Source organism: Bradyrhizobium sp. CCGE-LA001, assembly GCF_000296215.2.
Classification (GTDB): domain Bacteria; phylum Pseudomonadota; class Alphaproteobacteria; order Rhizobiales; family Xanthobacteraceae; genus Bradyrhizobium.
Genome location: NZ_CP013949.1, coordinates 5,946,294 through 5,962,472 on the forward strand (window position 1 = coordinate 5,946,294; position 16,179 = coordinate 5,962,472).

13 protein-coding genes are annotated in these 16,179 nt (G+C 64.5%); 2 read left to right on the plus strand and 11 right to left on the minus strand.

What is annotated here, in order from left to right; genetic code table 11:
• Position 1 precedes the first annotated feature (1 nt).
• The 7 genes from BCCGELA001_RS27835 to BCCGELA001_RS27865 form a co-directional block, all read right to left on the minus strand.
• Positions 2 to 1,285: an acetyl-CoA C-acetyltransferase gene (locus BCCGELA001_RS27835; RefSeq protein ID WP_008561057.1), complete on the minus strand. Its 1,284-nt coding sequence runs from the start codon at positions 1,283 to 1,285 to the stop codon at positions 2 to 4.
• The gene (locus tag BCCGELA001_RS27840; protein WP_060736783.1) at positions 1,285 to 3,552 is read right to left on the minus strand and encodes an acyl-CoA dehydrogenase; all 2,268 of its coding nucleotides are present in this window, start codon (positions 3,550 to 3,552) and stop codon (positions 1,285 to 1,287) included. The genes BCCGELA001_RS27835 and BCCGELA001_RS27840 overlap by 1 nt, the downstream gene beginning before the upstream one ends.
• Before the next feature lie 294 nt (positions 3,553 to 3,846).
• Positions 3,847 to 4,470, minus strand: a complete 624-nt coding sequence (locus BCCGELA001_RS27845; protein WP_060737879.1) for a flavin reductase family protein — start codon at positions 4,468 to 4,470, stop codon at positions 3,847 to 3,849.
• Positions 4,471 to 4,649: 179 nt separating this feature from the next.
• Positions 4,650 to 5,249 carry a TetR/AcrR family transcriptional regulator gene (locus BCCGELA001_RS27850; RefSeq protein ID WP_008561065.1) on the minus strand — a complete coding sequence of 200 codons (600 nt, stop codon included), beginning with the start codon at positions 5,247 to 5,249 and terminating at the stop codon, positions 4,650 to 4,652.
• Positions 5,250 to 5,283: 34 nt separating this feature from the next.
• Positions 5,284 to 8,421 (minus strand): efflux RND transporter permease subunit, encoded by a 3,138-nt coding sequence (locus BCCGELA001_RS27855; protein WP_060736784.1) that lies wholly within the window; start codon positions 8,419 to 8,421, stop codon positions 5,284 to 5,286.
• 183 nt (positions 8,422 to 8,604) lie between these two features.
• Positions 8,605 to 9,711, minus strand: a complete 1,107-nt coding sequence (locus BCCGELA001_RS27860; protein WP_008561078.1) for an efflux RND transporter periplasmic adaptor subunit — start codon at positions 9,709 to 9,711, stop codon at positions 8,605 to 8,607.
• A gap of 242 nt (positions 9,712 to 9,953) precedes the next feature.
• Positions 9,954 to 11,297, minus strand: a complete 1,344-nt coding sequence (locus tag BCCGELA001_RS27865) for an MFS transporter (RefSeq protein ID WP_008561081.1) — start codon at positions 11,295 to 11,297, stop codon at positions 9,954 to 9,956.
• A gap of 79 nt (positions 11,298 to 11,376) precedes the next feature.
• On the opposite strand from BCCGELA001_RS27865, the gene BCCGELA001_RS27870 reads away from it, so the two are divergent.
• On the plus strand, positions 11,377 to 11,820 hold the full coding sequence (locus tag BCCGELA001_RS27870) for a ribosomal maturation YjgA family protein (RefSeq protein WP_060736785.1): 444 nt from the start codon (positions 11,377 to 11,379) through the stop codon (positions 11,818 to 11,820).
• Here BCCGELA001_RS27870 and BCCGELA001_RS27875 read toward each other — a convergent pair.
• From BCCGELA001_RS27875 to BCCGELA001_RS27885, 3 genes are all read right to left on the minus strand, one after another.
• Positions 11,805 to 12,965: a winged helix-turn-helix domain-containing protein gene (locus BCCGELA001_RS27875; RefSeq protein WP_008561085.1), complete on the minus strand. Its 1,161-nt coding sequence runs from the start codon at positions 12,963 to 12,965 to the stop codon at positions 11,805 to 11,807. The two genes, BCCGELA001_RS27870 and BCCGELA001_RS27875, sit on opposite strands and share 16 nt — an antisense overlap.
• 125 nt (positions 12,966 to 13,090) lie before the next feature.
• Entirely contained in the window at positions 13,091 to 13,336 is a 246-nt protein-coding gene (locus tag BCCGELA001_RS27880; RefSeq protein ID WP_060736786.1) for a hypothetical protein, read from the minus strand.
• Between the two features lie 99 nt (positions 13,337 to 13,435).
• Positions 13,436 to 13,672 (minus strand): hypothetical protein, encoded by a 237-nt coding sequence (locus BCCGELA001_RS27885; RefSeq protein ID WP_008561097.1) that lies wholly within the window; start codon positions 13,670 to 13,672, stop codon positions 13,436 to 13,438.
• 375 nt (positions 13,673 to 14,047) lie between these two features.
• On the opposite strand from BCCGELA001_RS27885, the gene BCCGELA001_RS27890 reads away from it, so the two are divergent.
• Positions 14,048 to 14,689 (plus strand): OmpA family protein, encoded by a 642-nt coding sequence (locus tag BCCGELA001_RS27890; protein ID WP_060737880.1) that lies wholly within the window; start codon positions 14,048 to 14,050, stop codon positions 14,687 to 14,689.
• A gap of 59 nt (positions 14,690 to 14,748) precedes the next feature.
• On the opposite strand, the gene BCCGELA001_RS27895 is transcribed toward BCCGELA001_RS27890, so the two are convergent.
• The gene (locus BCCGELA001_RS27895; RefSeq protein WP_060736787.1) at positions 14,749 to 16,179 is read right to left on the minus strand and encodes a phospholipid carrier-dependent glycosyltransferase; all 1,431 of its coding nucleotides are present in this window, start codon (positions 16,177 to 16,179) and stop codon (positions 14,749 to 14,751) included.

The following is a 16,179-nucleotide window of genomic DNA, read 5'->3' on the forward strand; positions in this document are numbered from 1 at the left end:
GTCACACCGCCTCGATCAGCATGGCCCCGCCGAGCCCGCCACCTATGCATTCGGTGGCGACGCCGCGCCGCGTGCCAAGCCGCTTCATCGCGTTGACGAGATGCAGCACGATGCGGTTGCCGGAAGTGCCGACGGGATGGCCGAGCGAGATGGCGCCTCCGTCGACGTTCAGCCTCTCGCGCTCGATCTCGCCGGCCGCGCCGTCGAGGCCGAGAATCTCGCGGCAGAACTTGTCGTCGTTCCAGGCGGCGAGACAGCCCAGCACTTGCGTCGCAAACGCTTCGTTCAGCTCCCAGGTCTCGACGTCCTTGATGGCGAGGCCGTTGCGCGTCAGCAGCGGCGTCGCCGACATCACCGGGCCAAGGCCCATGATGCTCGGATCAAGCGCCGCCCAGTTGCTATCGACGATCGCAGCCTTCGGCGAGAGCTTGTGTTTTGCTACCGCTGCGTCAGATGCCAGGATCACCCAGGAGGCGCCGTCGGTGATCTGCGAGGAATTGCCTGCGGTGACCTGGCCCCAGGGCCGCTCGAACACCGGCCGCAGTTTCGCCAGCGTCTCCGCCGTCGAGTCCGGGCGCACGCCGTCATCATGGTCGAAGTACTTGCCGTCGCGAGAGAACGCGGTCTCCAGCTCGCCCTTGAGAAAGCCCGCGCTTTGCGCATGCGCGAGCCGGCGATGGCTCTCGGCCGCGTAGGCATCGGATTGAGCGCGCGTGATGCCGAAGAGATGGCCGACGACCTCGGCGGTCTGGCCCATGTTCAGCTCGGTGACGGGGTCGGTCAGCCCGCGCTCGAGCCCGATGATCGGCTTCAGATCGCGTGGACGCAGCTTGAAAGCTGCAGCAAGCTTGGCCGCCACGCCTTTGGCGGTGGCAAGCCCGGCGAACCAGCGCACGCCGGAATTCGGCCAGACCAGCGGTGCGTGGCTGAGCGCCTCGGTGCCGCCGGCAAGGATCATGTCCGCATGGCCCTCGCGGATGTAGCGATAGGCGGTGTCGATCGACTGCATGCCGGAGCCGCAATTGATCTGCACCGTGAAGGCAACCATGTCCTCGCCCATGCCGAGTCGGAGCGCAGCGACACGCGCCGGGTTCATCTCGTCGGCGATCACGTTGACGCAGCCGAGGATGACCTGGTCGAAGCTATCGGGCGAGAACGGCTGCCGCGCCAGCAGCGGCCGGCCGCATTGCACGGCGAGATCGACCGGCGTGAACGGCCCGGGGCCCGAGCGCGCCTTCAGGAACGGCGTCCTGCTGCCGTCGACGATGAATACCGGTCGTGCCATCAGCTCGCCGCCCTCTGTTCACCGAGTTCCTGGAAGAACTGATGCACGTCGCCGGATTTCTTGTAAATCGGCGACAGCGCCTCCGGCGCAAAATCATCGACTTCGATGACTTCAGTGACGGCTGCGCGGGCGGCGGCGAGCTGCTCGCCCTCGGCCTGCGTGATCACGCCCTTGGTCACCGCCTCCTTCCAGTCGCGCAACTGCGCAGCGCGCATGCGCTTGGCGATGGCGTCGGTGGCCGCGACCAGCTTGAACGCGCGCTCCAGCCGGGCAAAGCCGCCGTCGTCGTCGAGATAAGCGAGGTCCGGCGTGAGGCGTTCACGCGCTGCGGAGGGCTCCAGCACGATGCCGGCGCATTGGTGCACGACGCGGTCGGACGGGCCGAGCACGCGCGCGCCGAACGGCTGGACCACCAGCTTGAGGAAGCCGGCAACGAAGCGGTTCGGCAGATTGGCGAGGATTTCGGCCACCCGGTTTTCGATGGTCTTGAAACCCGTCGCCATGCACCATTCCAGCGCAGCGAAATCCTCCTTCTGCCGTCCCTCGTCCTGCCAGCGCTTCAGCGCCGCCGAGAGCAGATAAAGCTCCGACAGGATGTCGCCAAACCGCGCCGACAGCATCTCCTTGCGCTTGAGTGCACCGCCGAGGGTCAGCAGCGCCATGTCGGCGCAGAGCGCGAAGGCGGCGGAATAACGCGACAGCTGCCGATAGAATGGCGTCGCGTCGCCGGCGTCGGGCGCCAACGCGAAGGCGCCGAAGGTCCAGCTGCGGCCGAAGGCGCGGAACAAGGTCCGGAAGCTGTGGCCGACGTGTTTCCAGAATGCCTTGTCGAACGCGGTGAGCCCGCGCTCGCGATCGGCATCCGCGAGCGCATTCATCTCGTCGAGCAGATAGGGGTGGGCGCGGATGGCGCCCTGCCCGAACACGATGAGATTGCGGGTCAGGATGTTGGCGCCTTCCACGGTGATGCCGACCGGCACGGCGCGATGGAGATTGCCGAGATAGTTCTGCGGGCCGTCGATCACGGCCTTGCCGCCGTGGATGTCCATGGCGTCGTCGATCGCGGTGCGCATCCGCTCGGTCGCGTGCAGCTTCATGATGCCGGAGATGACGGCAGGATGAATGCCGGCATTCAGCGCGGCGCAGGTGAGCCGCCGTGCCGCATCGAGCTGGTAGGCGGTGGCGACGATGCGCGCGAGCGGCTCCTCGACGCCCTCGAACTTGGAGATGGAGATGCCGAACTGCTCGCGAACGCGGGCATAGGCGCCGGTCGTGCGCGCCGCATAGGCGGCACCGGCAGCGGAAAGCGACGGCAGCGAGATGCCGCGGCCGGCGGCGAGCGCGGTCATCAGCATCTTCCAGCCTTGCCCCAGCCGTTCCTTGCCGCCAATGACATAGTCGAGCGGGATGAAGACGTCGCGGCCCCAGTTTGGGCCGTTCTGGAACACCTGCATCGACGGCAGATGGCGCTGGCCGATCTCGACGCCGGGCAGATTGGTCGGGATCAGCGCGACGGTAATGCCGAGCTCTTCCTGGCTTCCCACGAGGTGGTCGGGATCATAGGCCTTGAAGGCGAGACCCAGCAGCGTCGCGACGGGGCCGAGCGTGATGTAGCGCTTGTGCCAGTTGAGCCGGAGGCCGACGACCTCGCGGCCCTCGAACTCGCCCTTGCAGATGATCCCGGTGTCGACCATCGAGGCGGCATCGGAGCCGGCCTCGGGGCTGGTGAGGCCGAAGCACGGAATGTCGCGGCCATCGGCGAGGCGCGGCAGCCAGCGCGCCTGCTGCTCCTTTGTGCCGAAGCGCATCAGGAGCTCGCCCGGGCCGAGCGAGTTCGGCACCATTACCGTTACCGCCGCCGCGATCGAGCGGGTCGAAATCTTGCGTACGACTTCCGAATGCGCATAGGGCGAGAAGCCGAGGCCGCCGAACTCCTTCGGAATGATCATGCCGAAGAATTTCTCGCGCTTGACGAAGTGCCAGACATCCGGCGGCAGGTCGCGCCACTCCCAGAAGATCTTCCACTCGTCGAGCATGGCGCAGAGCTCGTCGACGGGGCCATTGAGGAAGGCCTGCTCCTCCTCGGTCAGCCTGGCCTGCGGCACCTTCAGCAGCTTCGACCAGTCGGGATTGCCGGTGAAGAGATCGGCGTCCCACCAGACGTCCCCGGCCTCCAGCGCCTCGCGCTCGGTGTCGGACATCGCCGGCAGCACGCCGCGCGCCCAGGAGAAGATCGGCTTTGTGATTTTGTCGCGGCGGAAGCTCATGGCGGACCTCATGCATCGGCGCGGATATCTGGCATTTTAGCGGAAAGTGGCCGGGGGAAGTGAACACTTCGCCTGCAGAATGCAGCCAATTGACGCGGCCGGGCGACCGCCCCGGGGACCATAACGGCCGGGGCGTGCGGGCAGTTCCGGGACGGGGGAAGGGGATGGATGTCTCCCCATGTCATTCCGGGGCGAGCCTCTTGGTGCGAACCCGGAATCCATACTCCCGATCGTGGTTATGGATTCCGGGCTCGACGCTTACGCGTCGCCCCGGAATGACGGAAAGAAGCCGACCTAATCCGGCCGCACCATCTCGAACATGTTTTCCGGCTTGATCTCGAAATAGTCGCCGCGGCGGCCGGCGCGGACGATGGGACGGGCGGCTGCGGTCTGGTAGACGCCGTCCTTGATCAGGGCCTGGTTGATGTGGACGGCGACGACCTCGCCCAGCGTCAGCCAGGCGTCGGCCTCCCTGCCGTCGGCGCCCTTGAGGCGGACGATGTCGGACACCTTGCATTCGAAGGCCACCGGGCTCTCGGCCACGCGCGGCACGTTGACCAGCCTGCCGGCCACCGCAGTGAGACCCGCGACCTCAAATTCGTCGACCTCGGGCGCGACATGGGCGGCGGTCGCGTTCATGTGCTTGGCGAGATCCATGGTGGTGAGATTCCACACGAACTCCCGCGTCTGCTCCATGTTCGAGACCGTGTCCTTCCAGTTGGTGGACGAAAATCCGATGATCGGCGGCACGTAGCAGAACGCGTTGAAGAAGCTGTAGGGCGCGAGATTGACGTGGCCATTGGCGTCGCGCGAGGAGATCCAGCCGATCGGCCGCGGCGCGATGATGGCGTTGAAGGGATCGTGCTTGAGGCCGTGGCCCTTGGAGGGTTCGTAGAAATAGAGGTCTTTGTCGGTCACGCTGGCTTTTCCCTGATCGTCATTGCGAGCGCAGCCAAGCAATCCAGAATCCCTCCGCGGAAACGGTCTGGATTGCTTCGCTGCGCTCGCAATGACGGAGTGTGTTGCTCCGTCCTGGTCCGCCGCCGGCCGGTCAGCGCGGGGGGCGGCCTGCTTATAAAAGGAAACCCGCCGCTCCGTCAGTGCCGCGGCGACAGACCCGCGATGACGAAATCGATCATCTGGTCGATGTTCGGGCCCGGCTTGGTGGCGCACTGGGCGATCATCTGGGGGTGGAAGAAGCGTATCATCGCGGTGCAGGCGCAGAGCGAAGCCAGCTGCAGGTCGGGCGCCTCGAACTCGCCGGAGGCAACGCCTTGCGCGATCATCTGGCCGATCACCCCGGCAATGCACTCCATATGGGCGACGCAGACGTCCCAGTCCTCCTCCATCGCGATGGCGACCATCTCATGCAGCTTGTTGTCGCCGACGTAGCGCTCGGTGTTCATGCGATTGATGGTGGTGAGCAGCTCGCGGAAGCGCTCCGGCACCGGACCGGGCCTTGCCACGATCCGTTGCGCCTCCAGCTCGACCTCGCCCATCAGCGAGCGCGCCACCGCCTGATGGATCGCCTTCTTCGATTCGAAGAAGCGATACACGTTGGCGGGGCTCATCCTGAGCTCCTTGGCAATGTCGCCGACCGTGGTCTTCTGGTAGCCGATCTGGCGGAACAGCCGCTCGGCCACCTCGAGGATGCGATCCCGGGTGTCGACTTCGATATGTTCCGAAATAAGGGCCATCAGTCAGGACTCGTTGGTCAGCACTTCATCTCACTTATTCAGCCGCTTCAGCAAGCGGAATTGCCGGATGCTCATCGCTGCCATGCTGCGGCGCGGCAGGCTGCTCGGGGGTGCCCGCTTCGTCCAGGCTCTTCCTGAACCACAGGGCATAAAGGCCCGGCAGGTACAGCAGCGTCAGGAAGGTCGCCACGAACAGGCCGCCCATGATGGTGATCGCCATCGGGCCCCAGAAGGCCGAGCGCGACAACGGGATCATGGCAAGGATCGCGGCCAAGGCCGTCAGCACCACCGGCCGGGCGCGACGGACGGTCGCCTCCACGATCGCCTCGCGCCGGGTCATGCCATGGGAGACGTCAGTCTCGATCTGGTCGACCAGGATGACGGTGTTGCGCATGATCATGCCGGCGAGCGCGATCAGGCCGAGCAGCGCCACGAAGCCGAACGGGGCGTTGGCGACGTTGAGGCCGAGCGAGGCACCGACGATGCCGAGCGGCGCAGTCAGGAACACCAGGATCAGGCGCGAGAAGCTCTGCAGCTGGATCATCAGCAGCGTCAGCATCACCATGACCATCACCGGGAAGAGGATGAAGATCGAGGCGTTGCCCTTGGCCGATTCCTCGAAGGCGCCACCCGGCTCGATCCGGTAGGCCGGCTCGAGATGATCAATGATCGGCTTCAGCTTCGGCGTGATCTGGCCCGTGACGTCAGGCGCCTGAACGCCGTCGACGACGTCGGAGCGCACGGTGATCGCCATGTCGCGGTTGCGCCGCCACATGATCGGCTCCTCGTGCGCATATTCGATCTTGGCGATCTGCTGCAGCGGCACCGCCACGCCGTTGCGCGAAGTGATGGTGAGGTCGCCGACGCCGCCGAGGTCGAGGCGTTCGGACGGGATCGCACGGGCAACCACGCCGACCTTCTCGATGCCGTCGCGCACGGTCGTGACCTGCGAACCCGAGATCAGCATCGCCAGCGCCTGCGAGACGTCCTGCGGGGTCAGGCCCATGGCGCGGGCACGATCCTGGTCGACGACGAGCTTGAGGTAAGGCGACTGCTCGTTCCAGTCGAGCTGGACGTCCTTGACGCTCTTGTTTTGGCGCATGACGTCGCGGACCTGGTAGGCGATCTCGCGCACCTTGTTGGCGTCGGGCCCGATCACGCGGAACTGGACGGGGAAACCGACCGGCGGGCCGAAATTGAAGCGGTCGACGCGCACGCGTGCTTCGGACAGGAAGCCCTCGGCAGCCGCGTTCTCGATCTTGGCCTTGATGCGCTCGCGCGCCTCGACACCCTTGGCGACGATGACGATCTCGGCGAAGGCCTCGTTCGGCAGCTGCGGGTTGAGGCCGAGCCAGAACCGCGGCGAACCCTGGCCGACATAGGCGGTATAGGTCTCGATATCCTTGTCGTCCTTGAGCAGCGTCTCGGCCCTCTTCGCGGCCTTCTCGGTGACGTTGAAGGCGGTGCCTTCCGGCAGGCGCAGCTGGAGGAACAGCTCGGGCCGCTCTGACAGCGGGAAGAACTGCTGCTGGACCTGGCCGAAGCCGACGATGGAGGCGGCGAAGACGCCGACGGTCGCGACCACCACGGTGATGCGGTGATTGACGCACCATTGCACGATGGCGCGCAGGCCCCGGTACATGCGGGTCTCGTAGACCGCGTGCGGATCGTGGTTGTGGTGCGCCTTCATCTCCGGCAGCAGCTTGACGCCGATATAGGGCGTGAAGATCACCGCCACGAACCAGGAGGCGACCAGCGCGATCGCCACGATCCAGAAGATGCTGCCGGCATATTCGCCGACCGCCGAATTGGCAAAGCCGATGGGGAGGAAGCCAGCGGCCGTGACCAGCGTTCCCGTGAGCATCGGAAACGCAGTTGATTCCCAGGCAAAGGACGCCGCGCGCATGCGGTCCCAGCCCTGCTCCATCTTTACCACCATCATCTCGACTGCGATGATGGCGTCGTCGACGAGCAGGCCGAGTGCGATGATCAGCGCACCTAACGTGATGCGGTGCAGGTCGAGCGACATCGTGTTCATGACGATGAAGACGATGCCGAGCACCAGCGGCACCGACAGCGCGACCACGATGCCGGTGCGCCAGCCGAGCGCCAGGAACGAGACGAACAGCACGATGACGAGCGCTTCCATGAAGGAATGCACGAACTCGCCGACGGCGTGCTCGACCACCTTGGGCTGGTCGGCGATCAGCTTGACGTCGATGCCCTGCGGCACCGCCTTCATGAAGTCGGCGGTGGCCTTCTCGACCTCCTTGCCGAGATCGAGGATGTTGGCACCCTTGGCCGTGACGACGCCGATGCCGATCGCGGGCTTGCCTTCCTGCCGCACGACGAAGCTCGGCGGATCAACATAGCCATGGGTGACGGTGGCGATGTCGCCGAGGCGGAACACGCGGCCATTGCTCTCGACCGGAGTCTCGGCGACCGCCTTAGCGCCATCGAGCGCGCCGGTGACGCGCAGCGGCACGCGCTGCGACGAAGTCTCGACCGTGCCGGCCGGCGTCACGTTGTTCTGCTTGGCCAGCGAATCGAACAGCGCCTGCGGCGTGATGCCGAGGGTAGCGAGCTTGGCGTGGCTGAACTCGACGAAGATGCGCTCATCCTGGTTGCCGTAGACGTCGACTTTGGTCACGCCGGGCACCTTCAGCAGGCGCTGGCGGAAGCCTTCGGAGACCTTCTTGAGCTGGGCATAGTCGGCGCCGTCGCCGGTCATCATGTAGAGGATGGAATCGACGTCGGAGAACTCGTCGTTGACGACCGGCCCGAGAATGCCTGAGGGCAACTGGCCCTGCACGTCGACCAGCTTCTTGCGCAGGAGATAGAAGAGATAGGGCACGTCCTTCGGCGGGGTGTTGTCGCGGAAGGTCACCTGCAGCGCGGTGAAGCCCGGCTTGGAATAGGTCTGCACCTTCTCGAAATAGGGCAGCTCCTGGATCTTCTTCTCGATGGGATCGGCGACCTGGGTCTGCATCTCCTGCGCGGTCGCGCCCGGCCACATCACGGAGACGTTGACCACCTTCACCGTGAAGAACGGATCCTCGGCGCGACCGAGCTTCTCATAGGAGAAGTAGCCGGCGACGCCGAGTATGATCATCAGGAAGAGAACCAGCGTCGGATGGCTGACGGCCCAGGCTGAAAGGTTGAAGCGCTTCATCGCACTCTCCGAAAGACGATCCAATTGCCAAAACGACAGCCGCTCTGTACAAGGCGTCGTCGCGAGGCAGCGAAGCAATCCAGGGGGCTGGGCAAGGTTCTGGATCGCTTCGCCGCTTCAGCCTTTGCATTTGCGCTCGGGCAAAACTCACCTCACACGACGTAAACTCGATGTTCTTGCAGACTAGAAAGACAGTGACGACACGATCCGCACCCTCTGGCCCGGATCGAGCTTCTGCACGCCGAGAGCGACGATCTTGGCGCCCTCTTCCACACCGCCGGTGATGACGACGTCGTTGCTCTCATAGGACTTCACCGTGACGGGCTTGAGCGTGACGCCACCGTTGTCGTCGACGACATAGAACGACGGCTTGCCGCCTTCGTTGAACAGCGCCGACAGCGGCAGCCGGGCGACGCGCTCGCTGGCGGCATCCGATAGCGTCAGCGTCGCGGTCATGCCGAGCGAGACCTTGTCGTCCGCCTCGGGCAGCGAGAACTTTGCGAGATAAGTGCGCGTGGCCGGATCGGCGGCAGGCGCGATCTCGCGCAGCTTGGCCGTGTACTTCTTGCCCGGCTCGGACCAAAGAGTGACGCTGGCGACGCCCGACTTGGCGCGTCCAACCAGCGTCTCAGGGATCGCGACGACCGCTTCCTTCTCGGCAAAGCGGGCGACGCGGATCGAAGCCTGGCCCGCGGCAACCACCTGGCCGGGCTCGATCAGCGTTGCGGTGACGACGCCACGGGCGTCGGCGTTGAGCGTCGCGTAGGAAAGGGAATTCTTGCTGAGCTCGAGCGCACGCTCGGCGCGGTTCAGGCGCGCGCGGGCTTCGTCTGCAGCTGCGCGGCTCGAATCCATCTGGGCGTCCGTGGTCCAGCCCTTGGCCTTCAAATCCTTGGCACGCTGCTCGGCGGCGGCAGCCTGGGCCAGCACGCCGGTCGCAGCGGTCTGCTCGGCCAACGCCTGCTCGGCCTGAAGCTTGAGGTCGACCTCGTCGAGCGTCGCGAGCGGCTGGCCGATCTCGACGGTCTGGCCGACCTCGACCAGGCGCTTTGCGACCTTGCCGGCAACGCGGAAGCCGAGATCGCTTTCGATCCGGGGCCTGATGGTGCCCACGAAGCTGCGCTCCGGAGTCTCGGCATCATAGTGGGCGGTCGCGACCAGAACCGGCCGCGGCGGCTCGGCCTTTTCGGCGACGGTGTCATTGCACCCGGCCAGCGAGACCGCCATTAGCGCAAGCGACACCCCCGCCAAAAGCTTGGAATAGCTCGACAAAACCGACCGAACGAACATCGAAGGACACTCCTGCCGCTGCAATGAGAGGAATGTCGACTAATCACTGATAAAAGTCAATAATCGTCAGTCATCAGGAATGCGTGATCGTTAAGGGCGGCAAGGATTCATGGAGGGTTGGCAGGAGTGCGATTGTGGGGCGGCACGGGCAGCGCGCCCCGTCTGCCGGGGAATGGGGCGGGCATGGCGCGAAGAGTGCGTCTGGCCCACCCCAGTGCTGGCTTTCGCCAGGACGACGTCGATTACCGCCCCTCTCCGGCGAACTCGTGCTTGCTGTCGTGGCCGCCGACGAAGACGAGGATGCCGGCGATCAGGGGCAGCACGGCGAGCACCAGCAAGCCGTGTGAGGTCTGGCCGGTCGCTTCCTTGACCCAGCCGATCAAATAGGGGCCACCGAAGCCGGCGAGATTGCCGATCGAGTTGATCAGCGCGATGCCGCCGGCCGCCGCAGTACCCGAGAGCCATGCCGTCGGCAACGTCCAGAATACGCCGAAGACGCAGAACACGCCGATGGCGGCGAAGGTCAGCGCCACCATCGTCATGGTGGGGTCGGTGAGATAGCTGGAAATGGCGAGCGCGATCGCGATCAGGATCATGGGCGCACCGACATGCATCACGCGCTCACGGGTGGCATCCGAGTGCCGTGCCCACAGGATCATCGCGATCGTGCCGAACAGATACGGAATCGCGGTGACGAAGCCGGTCTGCGCGTTGGTGAGCCCGAACGCCTTGACGATCTGAGGCAGCCAGAACTGCATGCCATAGAGCGCGCCGACGAAACCGAAATAGATCAGGCTAAGCATGATCACCTTGGGCGAGGACAGCGCCTCACCCAGCGTCAGATGCTTCGCGGCCTGCTTGGCGGCGGTCTCAGCATCAAGCTTCGTCTTGAGCCAGGCTTTCTGCTCGGCCGAGAGCCAGTCCGCCTTCTCCGGCCTGTCGGTCAGGTAAAACCAGGTGACGATGCCGAGCAGCACCGAGGGGATGCCCTCGAGAATGAACAGCCACTGCCAGCCCTGCAGGCCCATCAGGCCGTCGAGCCCGAGCAGCAGGCCCGAGATCGGAGCACCGATCACGGTTGAGATCGGCACCGCGACTGCGAAGGCTGCGAGGAAACGGGCGCGATATTCCGCCGGATACCAGTAGGTGAGATAGAGGATGATGCCGGGGAAGAAGCCGGCTTCGGCGACGCCGAGCAGGAAGCGCAGGATGTAGAAGCTGGTGACACCGCTCACCATTGCCATCAGCGCCGAGATGATGCCCCAGGTCACCATGATGCGGGCGATCCACCGGCTCGCGCCGAATTTCTCCAGCGCGAGATTGCTCGGCACCTCGAAGATGAAATAGCCGATGAAGAAGATGCCGGCGCCCCAGGAGAAGATCAGCGGCGTGAATTTCAGCTCGGCGTTCATGGTCAGCGCGGCGAAGCCGAGATTGACGCGATCTAGATACGAGAAGAAGTAAGCCAGCACCAGGAAGGGAATCAGGCGCCAGGAGATGGCGCGGATGGTCGAGGTCTCGATTTCGCTTTTGCTGACGTTGTTGGCACCGCCGGCGGAACCGGCGTAAGTGGTGGTCTGGCTCATGGCGTCCCCCGGGTTGTTGCTTTTTTAGGGCTGGGTGGCGGTTTTGAGCAACGCAGGCGAAGAGTCAATGGAGCGAGCAATGCACGGAGCGCAGCCGCATCACCCTGTGGCGCCGCAGTGGACATCGCTGGTCCGCGCCGCCCTCGCGCTCGCGGTCATCGTCTGCGGGCTGTCCTTGCGCTGGTTTGGCTTTCCACTCGGCCTGCCCGCTTTCGTGGTGAAGTACGGCGGCTCGCTATTGTGGGCGACGATGGTGTTTCTGCTGGTCGGGGTTATGCTGCCGCGGCTGGCGCGGACGCAGATCGCGGCAATTGCGGTTGTGATCGCGGTCGTCGTGGAGTTCTCGCGGCTGGTGCACACGCCGTGGCTCGATGCATTCCGGCTGACGATGGCCGGCGCGTTGCTCTTGGGGCTTATCTTTTCGCTGTGGAATTTGGTGGCCTATGCGGTCGGAATTGTGCTCGGCATCGGGATCGATCGGCTCGTCGCAACCCACCTCACGAAGAGTTACTCCGCCAGTTGAAACCGCTCGAAGCGATCGAGCTCGTCCTCGATCATGCGCTTCAGCTCCTTGCGTCCCGCCGTCTTCTTGCCCTGCCCGACCCAGGTCCATTTCTGCATCAACAGCGTTTTGGCCTGCCGATCGGTCTTCAGATCAAGCGCGGCGACGATCTCGTCGCCGACCAGGACCGGCAAGGCGAAATAGCCGAGCTTGCGCTTGGCCTTCGGCACATAGGCTTCGAACAGATGATTGTAGCCGAAGATGAGATTGGTGCGCTTGCGCTGGATGATCAGGGGATCAAACGGCGAAAGGATGTGAACGAGATCGGCCGACACCTCGTGTGGCTCCAGCGCTGCGGGCGAGGCCCAATGCTCCTGCTTGCCGGCGCCCTCGAGCGCGACCGGGACGAGCTCACCGCGGCGGACGCGCGAGGCGATCAGGCTTCCGACCGCCTTCTTGCGGGGAGCATCGAGATGGCAGATCGAATCCAGGCTGACCACACCCTGCGAGCGCAGCGCGCGGTCGAGCAGATAGGCCGCGATCTCCTTCGCGGACGCCGGCTTCGGCAGCTTGTCCCAGCCGAAATGCCGCGTCATCAGCTCATAGGTCTTGAGCATGCCCTGACGGGCGCTGATGGTCACGGCACCGGTATAGAAAGCGAGCTGCAAGGCCCGCTTCGAGGGCTTTCGGCTCTGCCACAGATGCTCCTTCTCAACCAGCTCATCATCGTCGATGTCGCGGATCGTCAGGGGACCGGCGCGCAGCAGCCGCATGACCTTGCGCGTGTCGGCCGGCTTCACCGAGGCGAACCATTTGTGCCCCTCGCGCCGGTGCTCGCGCATCGCCGGCAGGAAGAAGCGGAAGTCGGTCGCCGGCACGTACGAGAGCGCATGCGTCCAGTATTCGAACACGCTCTTGTCGACGCTCTGGGCCTGGCGCAGGTCGGCGCGGCGGTAGGACGGAACACGGCTGAACAGGATGTGGTGGTGGCAGCGCTCGATCACATTGATGGTGTCGATCTGCACATAGCCGAGATGGGCGACCGCATCCGCCACCGCCTGTGCGCCTTCGCCGAACGGGGCGCGCTGATCCAGCCGCTGGGCATGCAGCCAGATCTGCCGGGCCTGTGTCGTCGAGAGGGGGAGAGGTTTCGGGGCGCGGGACATTGCGGGAGGCAATGTAGCGGGATTCGCGCCGGGAAAAAGGGAGACGGCAAAGCAGCGGCGTCACGAAAAAGCCGCGCTGCCATCTGCTGCCAGCGCGGCCGATCACGCAAGATTGGCGCGAGGCCTTACTTCATCGCCATCGACTTCTCGGCGTTCATGTAGTGCTTGCAGGCGCCGCGCATGTTGCCTTTGCTCATGTCGGAATTGGCCGAGGCCATCGACTTCCTCGCTGCCATCTTGCCCGGCGTGTCTTCGCCGCCCAGTCCGGCAACGAGCTTTGCCATGTTCGCGCTGGTGCATGCCATCTTGGCGGCGGATGCTGGAGACAGAGCAAGTGCAACGAACGTTGCCGCGAGCAACAGGGTCTTCATCAATTTCTCCTTCCCGGAAACGAAGCCGGCTACATGCCGGCCAACGCAGCATCTATCTTTCCGGGACAACGGCTCGCAGAGAAGATATTTTCGTTGCGCTCAGCGTGCGGCTTTTGGGCGCTCCCCGACGCTGCCTGTCGCCATATCGGGTTCACACGACGCCTTGCCACGCCCGTCCGACTGGCAGCGATAGACGCTTCCGGTGAGGCGATCGACCAGCCACATGTTCTCCTCGGTCGGCCCTTCCAGGCCGACATAGCGGGAGGTCAGCCCGGTGATCAACGTCGACAGCAGGATCGCAACCGCGATCATCGCGGCGCCGATATAGATGGGCATCGAGCTCAGGGACACTGTCCGATCCGGCGGACCGCTGCGATAAAATTGGTTGTCACGTTGGTAGTCGCTCGGCCTCGGCACTGGGTGGAACTCAGCTCCTCTCGCGGACGAATTGTCGAATGATTGAAGCCTGCTAGGCGGGCATCTGGACGAATTCTTGTTCGCGCGCGGGCCGCGAGGCGACGCCTTTGCGACGATCAGAGCACGCGGGTTTCCGGGAACCCAGGGAGCCGGTTCGAGCAAAGGATCTCGGCAGAAGCAGAGTGACTTCCTGCCGGCGAACTTGAATGTGACCAAGATCACATCAAGGCCTTTGAACCTGCCCTAGGCTCGCAGCATCAAATCGCCATCAGGCGTAACAGCGAGGATATGACGATGACCCGTTTTGATAAGTTCTTTGGACTGAAGGCGATGACTCTTGCCGCCGCGCTGTCGATGACGGCGGGCCTGGCCCTGGCCGGCGACAACAACGTTTCCACCGACAAGATCCTGGATGCTTTGAAGCCCAAGCCGGCAACCCGCGGCCTGTCCGTGGGCCCGCAGACCGACACGACCGCGCAGGCCAAGGAAGCAACCTTCCTGAACACCGTGCGCAACCGGTCGACCCGGTCGCTGTCGACGGGCGAGCGCGAGCAGATCGCCGAGCTCGCGGCGACCAAGCCGAAGATCGATCTGGAGATCCAGTTCGACTACAACTCGGCCGACATCGCCAAGACCTCGATGGCCTCGGTGCAGGCGCTCGGTAAGGCCCTGTCGGATCCGGCGCTCAAGGGCTCGACCTTCGTGGTCGCCGGCCACACCGACGCGACCGGCGGCGAAGAGTACAATCAAGGTCTCTCCGAACGGCGCGCCGACACCATCAAGAAGTACCTGATGCAGAATTACGGCCTCAACGGCACCGACCTCGTCACTGTCGGCTACGGCGAGACCAAGCTGAAGGATACCGCCAACGGCGCCGACCCGATGAACCGCCGCGTCCAGGTCGTGAACATGGACACCAAGACCGCGTCGAAATAACTCTTCCAGCCGTTCATCGCGATAACCCCGCCGCCTGCCCTCCCCGGCAGGCGGCGTTGTCATATCCAGCTCTGGAACAGCATCAATCGGTTGAAGGTCTGCATGGAGACGCCGATGAAGGCCGCCGAAATCGGCAACATGACCGCAAAGCCGGCCGCAGCAATGCCCACATAGGCCCACAGCAGCCAGCGCGGCAAACCTTCCCGGCGCAGCACATAGACCAGCGCAAGGGACGCGGCGGTCGCAGCCGGCAGGTAATAGTAGATGAAGCCCAGCGTGCGCGGCAGCAACGCCCAGGCGAGCCAGGGGCCGAAATAGAACGCCGCGATCAGAAAGGCGTCCCAACGCCGCGCGACGACGAAGTCGCGCAGCACCAATGCGAGCGCGAGCAGGGCCGGCCACGCCACCAGCGGATTGCCGAGGAAGACGATCGCCGAAATTTGGTCTTCCGATGTCTTGTCGAACAGGAACCAGACCGGACGTGCCAGCAACGGCCAGGACGGCCATGAACTCATATAGGTGTGGCCGGCGATCGCGGTCGTGGTGTTGTCGGCGAAGATCCGCCGCTGCGCCTCGATCAGGTCTGGCAGCGACAATCCGTACAGCGGAACGAAAGCCGCAAGATATGTCAATGCCGGCAGGACGGCGAAGCAGAGCGCGGCGTGCTGCACGCGAAAACCGGTCCACAGGTCGGGCCGATACCAGTCGCTCGGCCTGGCGTCGGCAAACTGGGTGCGCCAGCCCTGCATCAGGCCGATCAGCGCGACGATGACGATGCAGACGCCGAGCGGAAACAAGCCGCTCCATTTGCACGCCGCAGCACAGCCGAACAGGCCGCCTGCGAGCGCGAACAGCGCATGCGGCCGCTCTCTTCGAAAGCCATGCATGAAAGCGGCGGTCGCGAGCAGGCCGAATCCGAGCGCGAAGATATCGAGCATGGCGATGCGCGCCTGCACGTAGAGCATCTGGTTGCTGCCGGCGATCAGCGCGGCAGCGATCGCGGGCCCCTGCGCGGAGAACAGCGCAAGCCCGCACAGATAGATCGCGACGATGGCGAGCGCGCCGAACAAGGTCGCCGGATAGCGCCAGCCGAGCGCGTTGTCGCCGAAGACTGCGATGGACGCCGCGATCAGCTCCTTGGCAAGCGGCGGGTGCATCGGGTTGAGCATCGGCTGCGACATCGCAGGCGCCAGCATCTGCCGCGCCGCCGGCACATAATGCACCTCGTCGAAGACGAATTTCTGCGGCGTTACGACGCCGATCAGCAGTGCGAGATGTGCGAGCAGGAAAATCGCGACAGCGATCACTGCGCTCCGCGACACCTGCGGAACCGCGGACAATTCGGGCGTCTGCTGTGGGGCTGTTTTGCGTGGCAAATTTGCGTCACCGCGGGACAAAAAAGAGATCGCGATTTTCATTGAACGCATTCTGCCGCAACTGTCACTAAGCATGACGCACGTCCCGCGCCGCTTGTGATAATTCCGCCACAT

Coding starts and splice junctions, on each gene's coding strand:
- BCCGELA001_RS27840 (WP_060736783.1), bottom strand. CDS start 3,552: ATGAGCTTCCGCCGCGACAAAATCACAAAGCCGATCTTCTCCTGGGCG.
- BCCGELA001_RS27895 (WP_060736787.1), bottom strand. CDS start 16,179: ATGTGGCGGAATTATCACAAGCGGCGCGGGACGTGCGTCATGCTTAGT.
- BCCGELA001_RS27885 (WP_008561097.1), bottom strand. CDS start 13,672: ATGCCCATCTATATCGGCGCCGCGATGATCGCGGTTGCGATCCTGCTG.
- BCCGELA001_RS27855 (WP_060736784.1), bottom strand. CDS start 8,421: ATGAAGCGCTTCAACCTTTCAGCCTGGGCCGTCAGCCATCCGACGCTG.
- BCCGELA001_RS27860 (WP_008561078.1), bottom strand. CDS start 9,711: ATGTTCGTTCGGTCGGTTTTGTCGAGCTATTCCAAGCTTTTGGCGGGG.
- BCCGELA001_RS27880 (WP_060736786.1), bottom strand. CDS start 13,336: ATGAAGACCCTGTTGCTCGCGGCAACGTTCGTTGCACTTGCTCTGTCT.
- BCCGELA001_RS27865 (WP_008561081.1), bottom strand. CDS start 11,297: ATGAGCCAGACCACCACTTACGCCGGTTCCGCCGGCGGTGCCAACAAC.
- BCCGELA001_RS27850 (WP_008561065.1), bottom strand. CDS start 5,249: ATGGCCCTTATTTCGGAACATATCGAAGTCGACACCCGGGATCGCATC.
- BCCGELA001_RS27870 (WP_060736785.1), top strand. CDS start 11,377: ATGCACGGAGCGCAGCCGCATCACCCTGTGGCGCCGCAGTGGACATCG.
- BCCGELA001_RS27875 (WP_008561085.1), bottom strand. CDS start 12,965: ATGTCCCGCGCCCCGAAACCTCTCCCCCTCTCGACGACACAGGCCCGG.
- BCCGELA001_RS27835 (WP_008561057.1), bottom strand. CDS start 1,285: ATGGCACGACCGGTATTCATCGTCGACGGCAGCAGGACGCCGTTCCTG.
- BCCGELA001_RS27890 (WP_060737880.1), top strand. CDS start 14,048: ATGACCCGTTTTGATAAGTTCTTTGGACTGAAGGCGATGACTCTTGCC.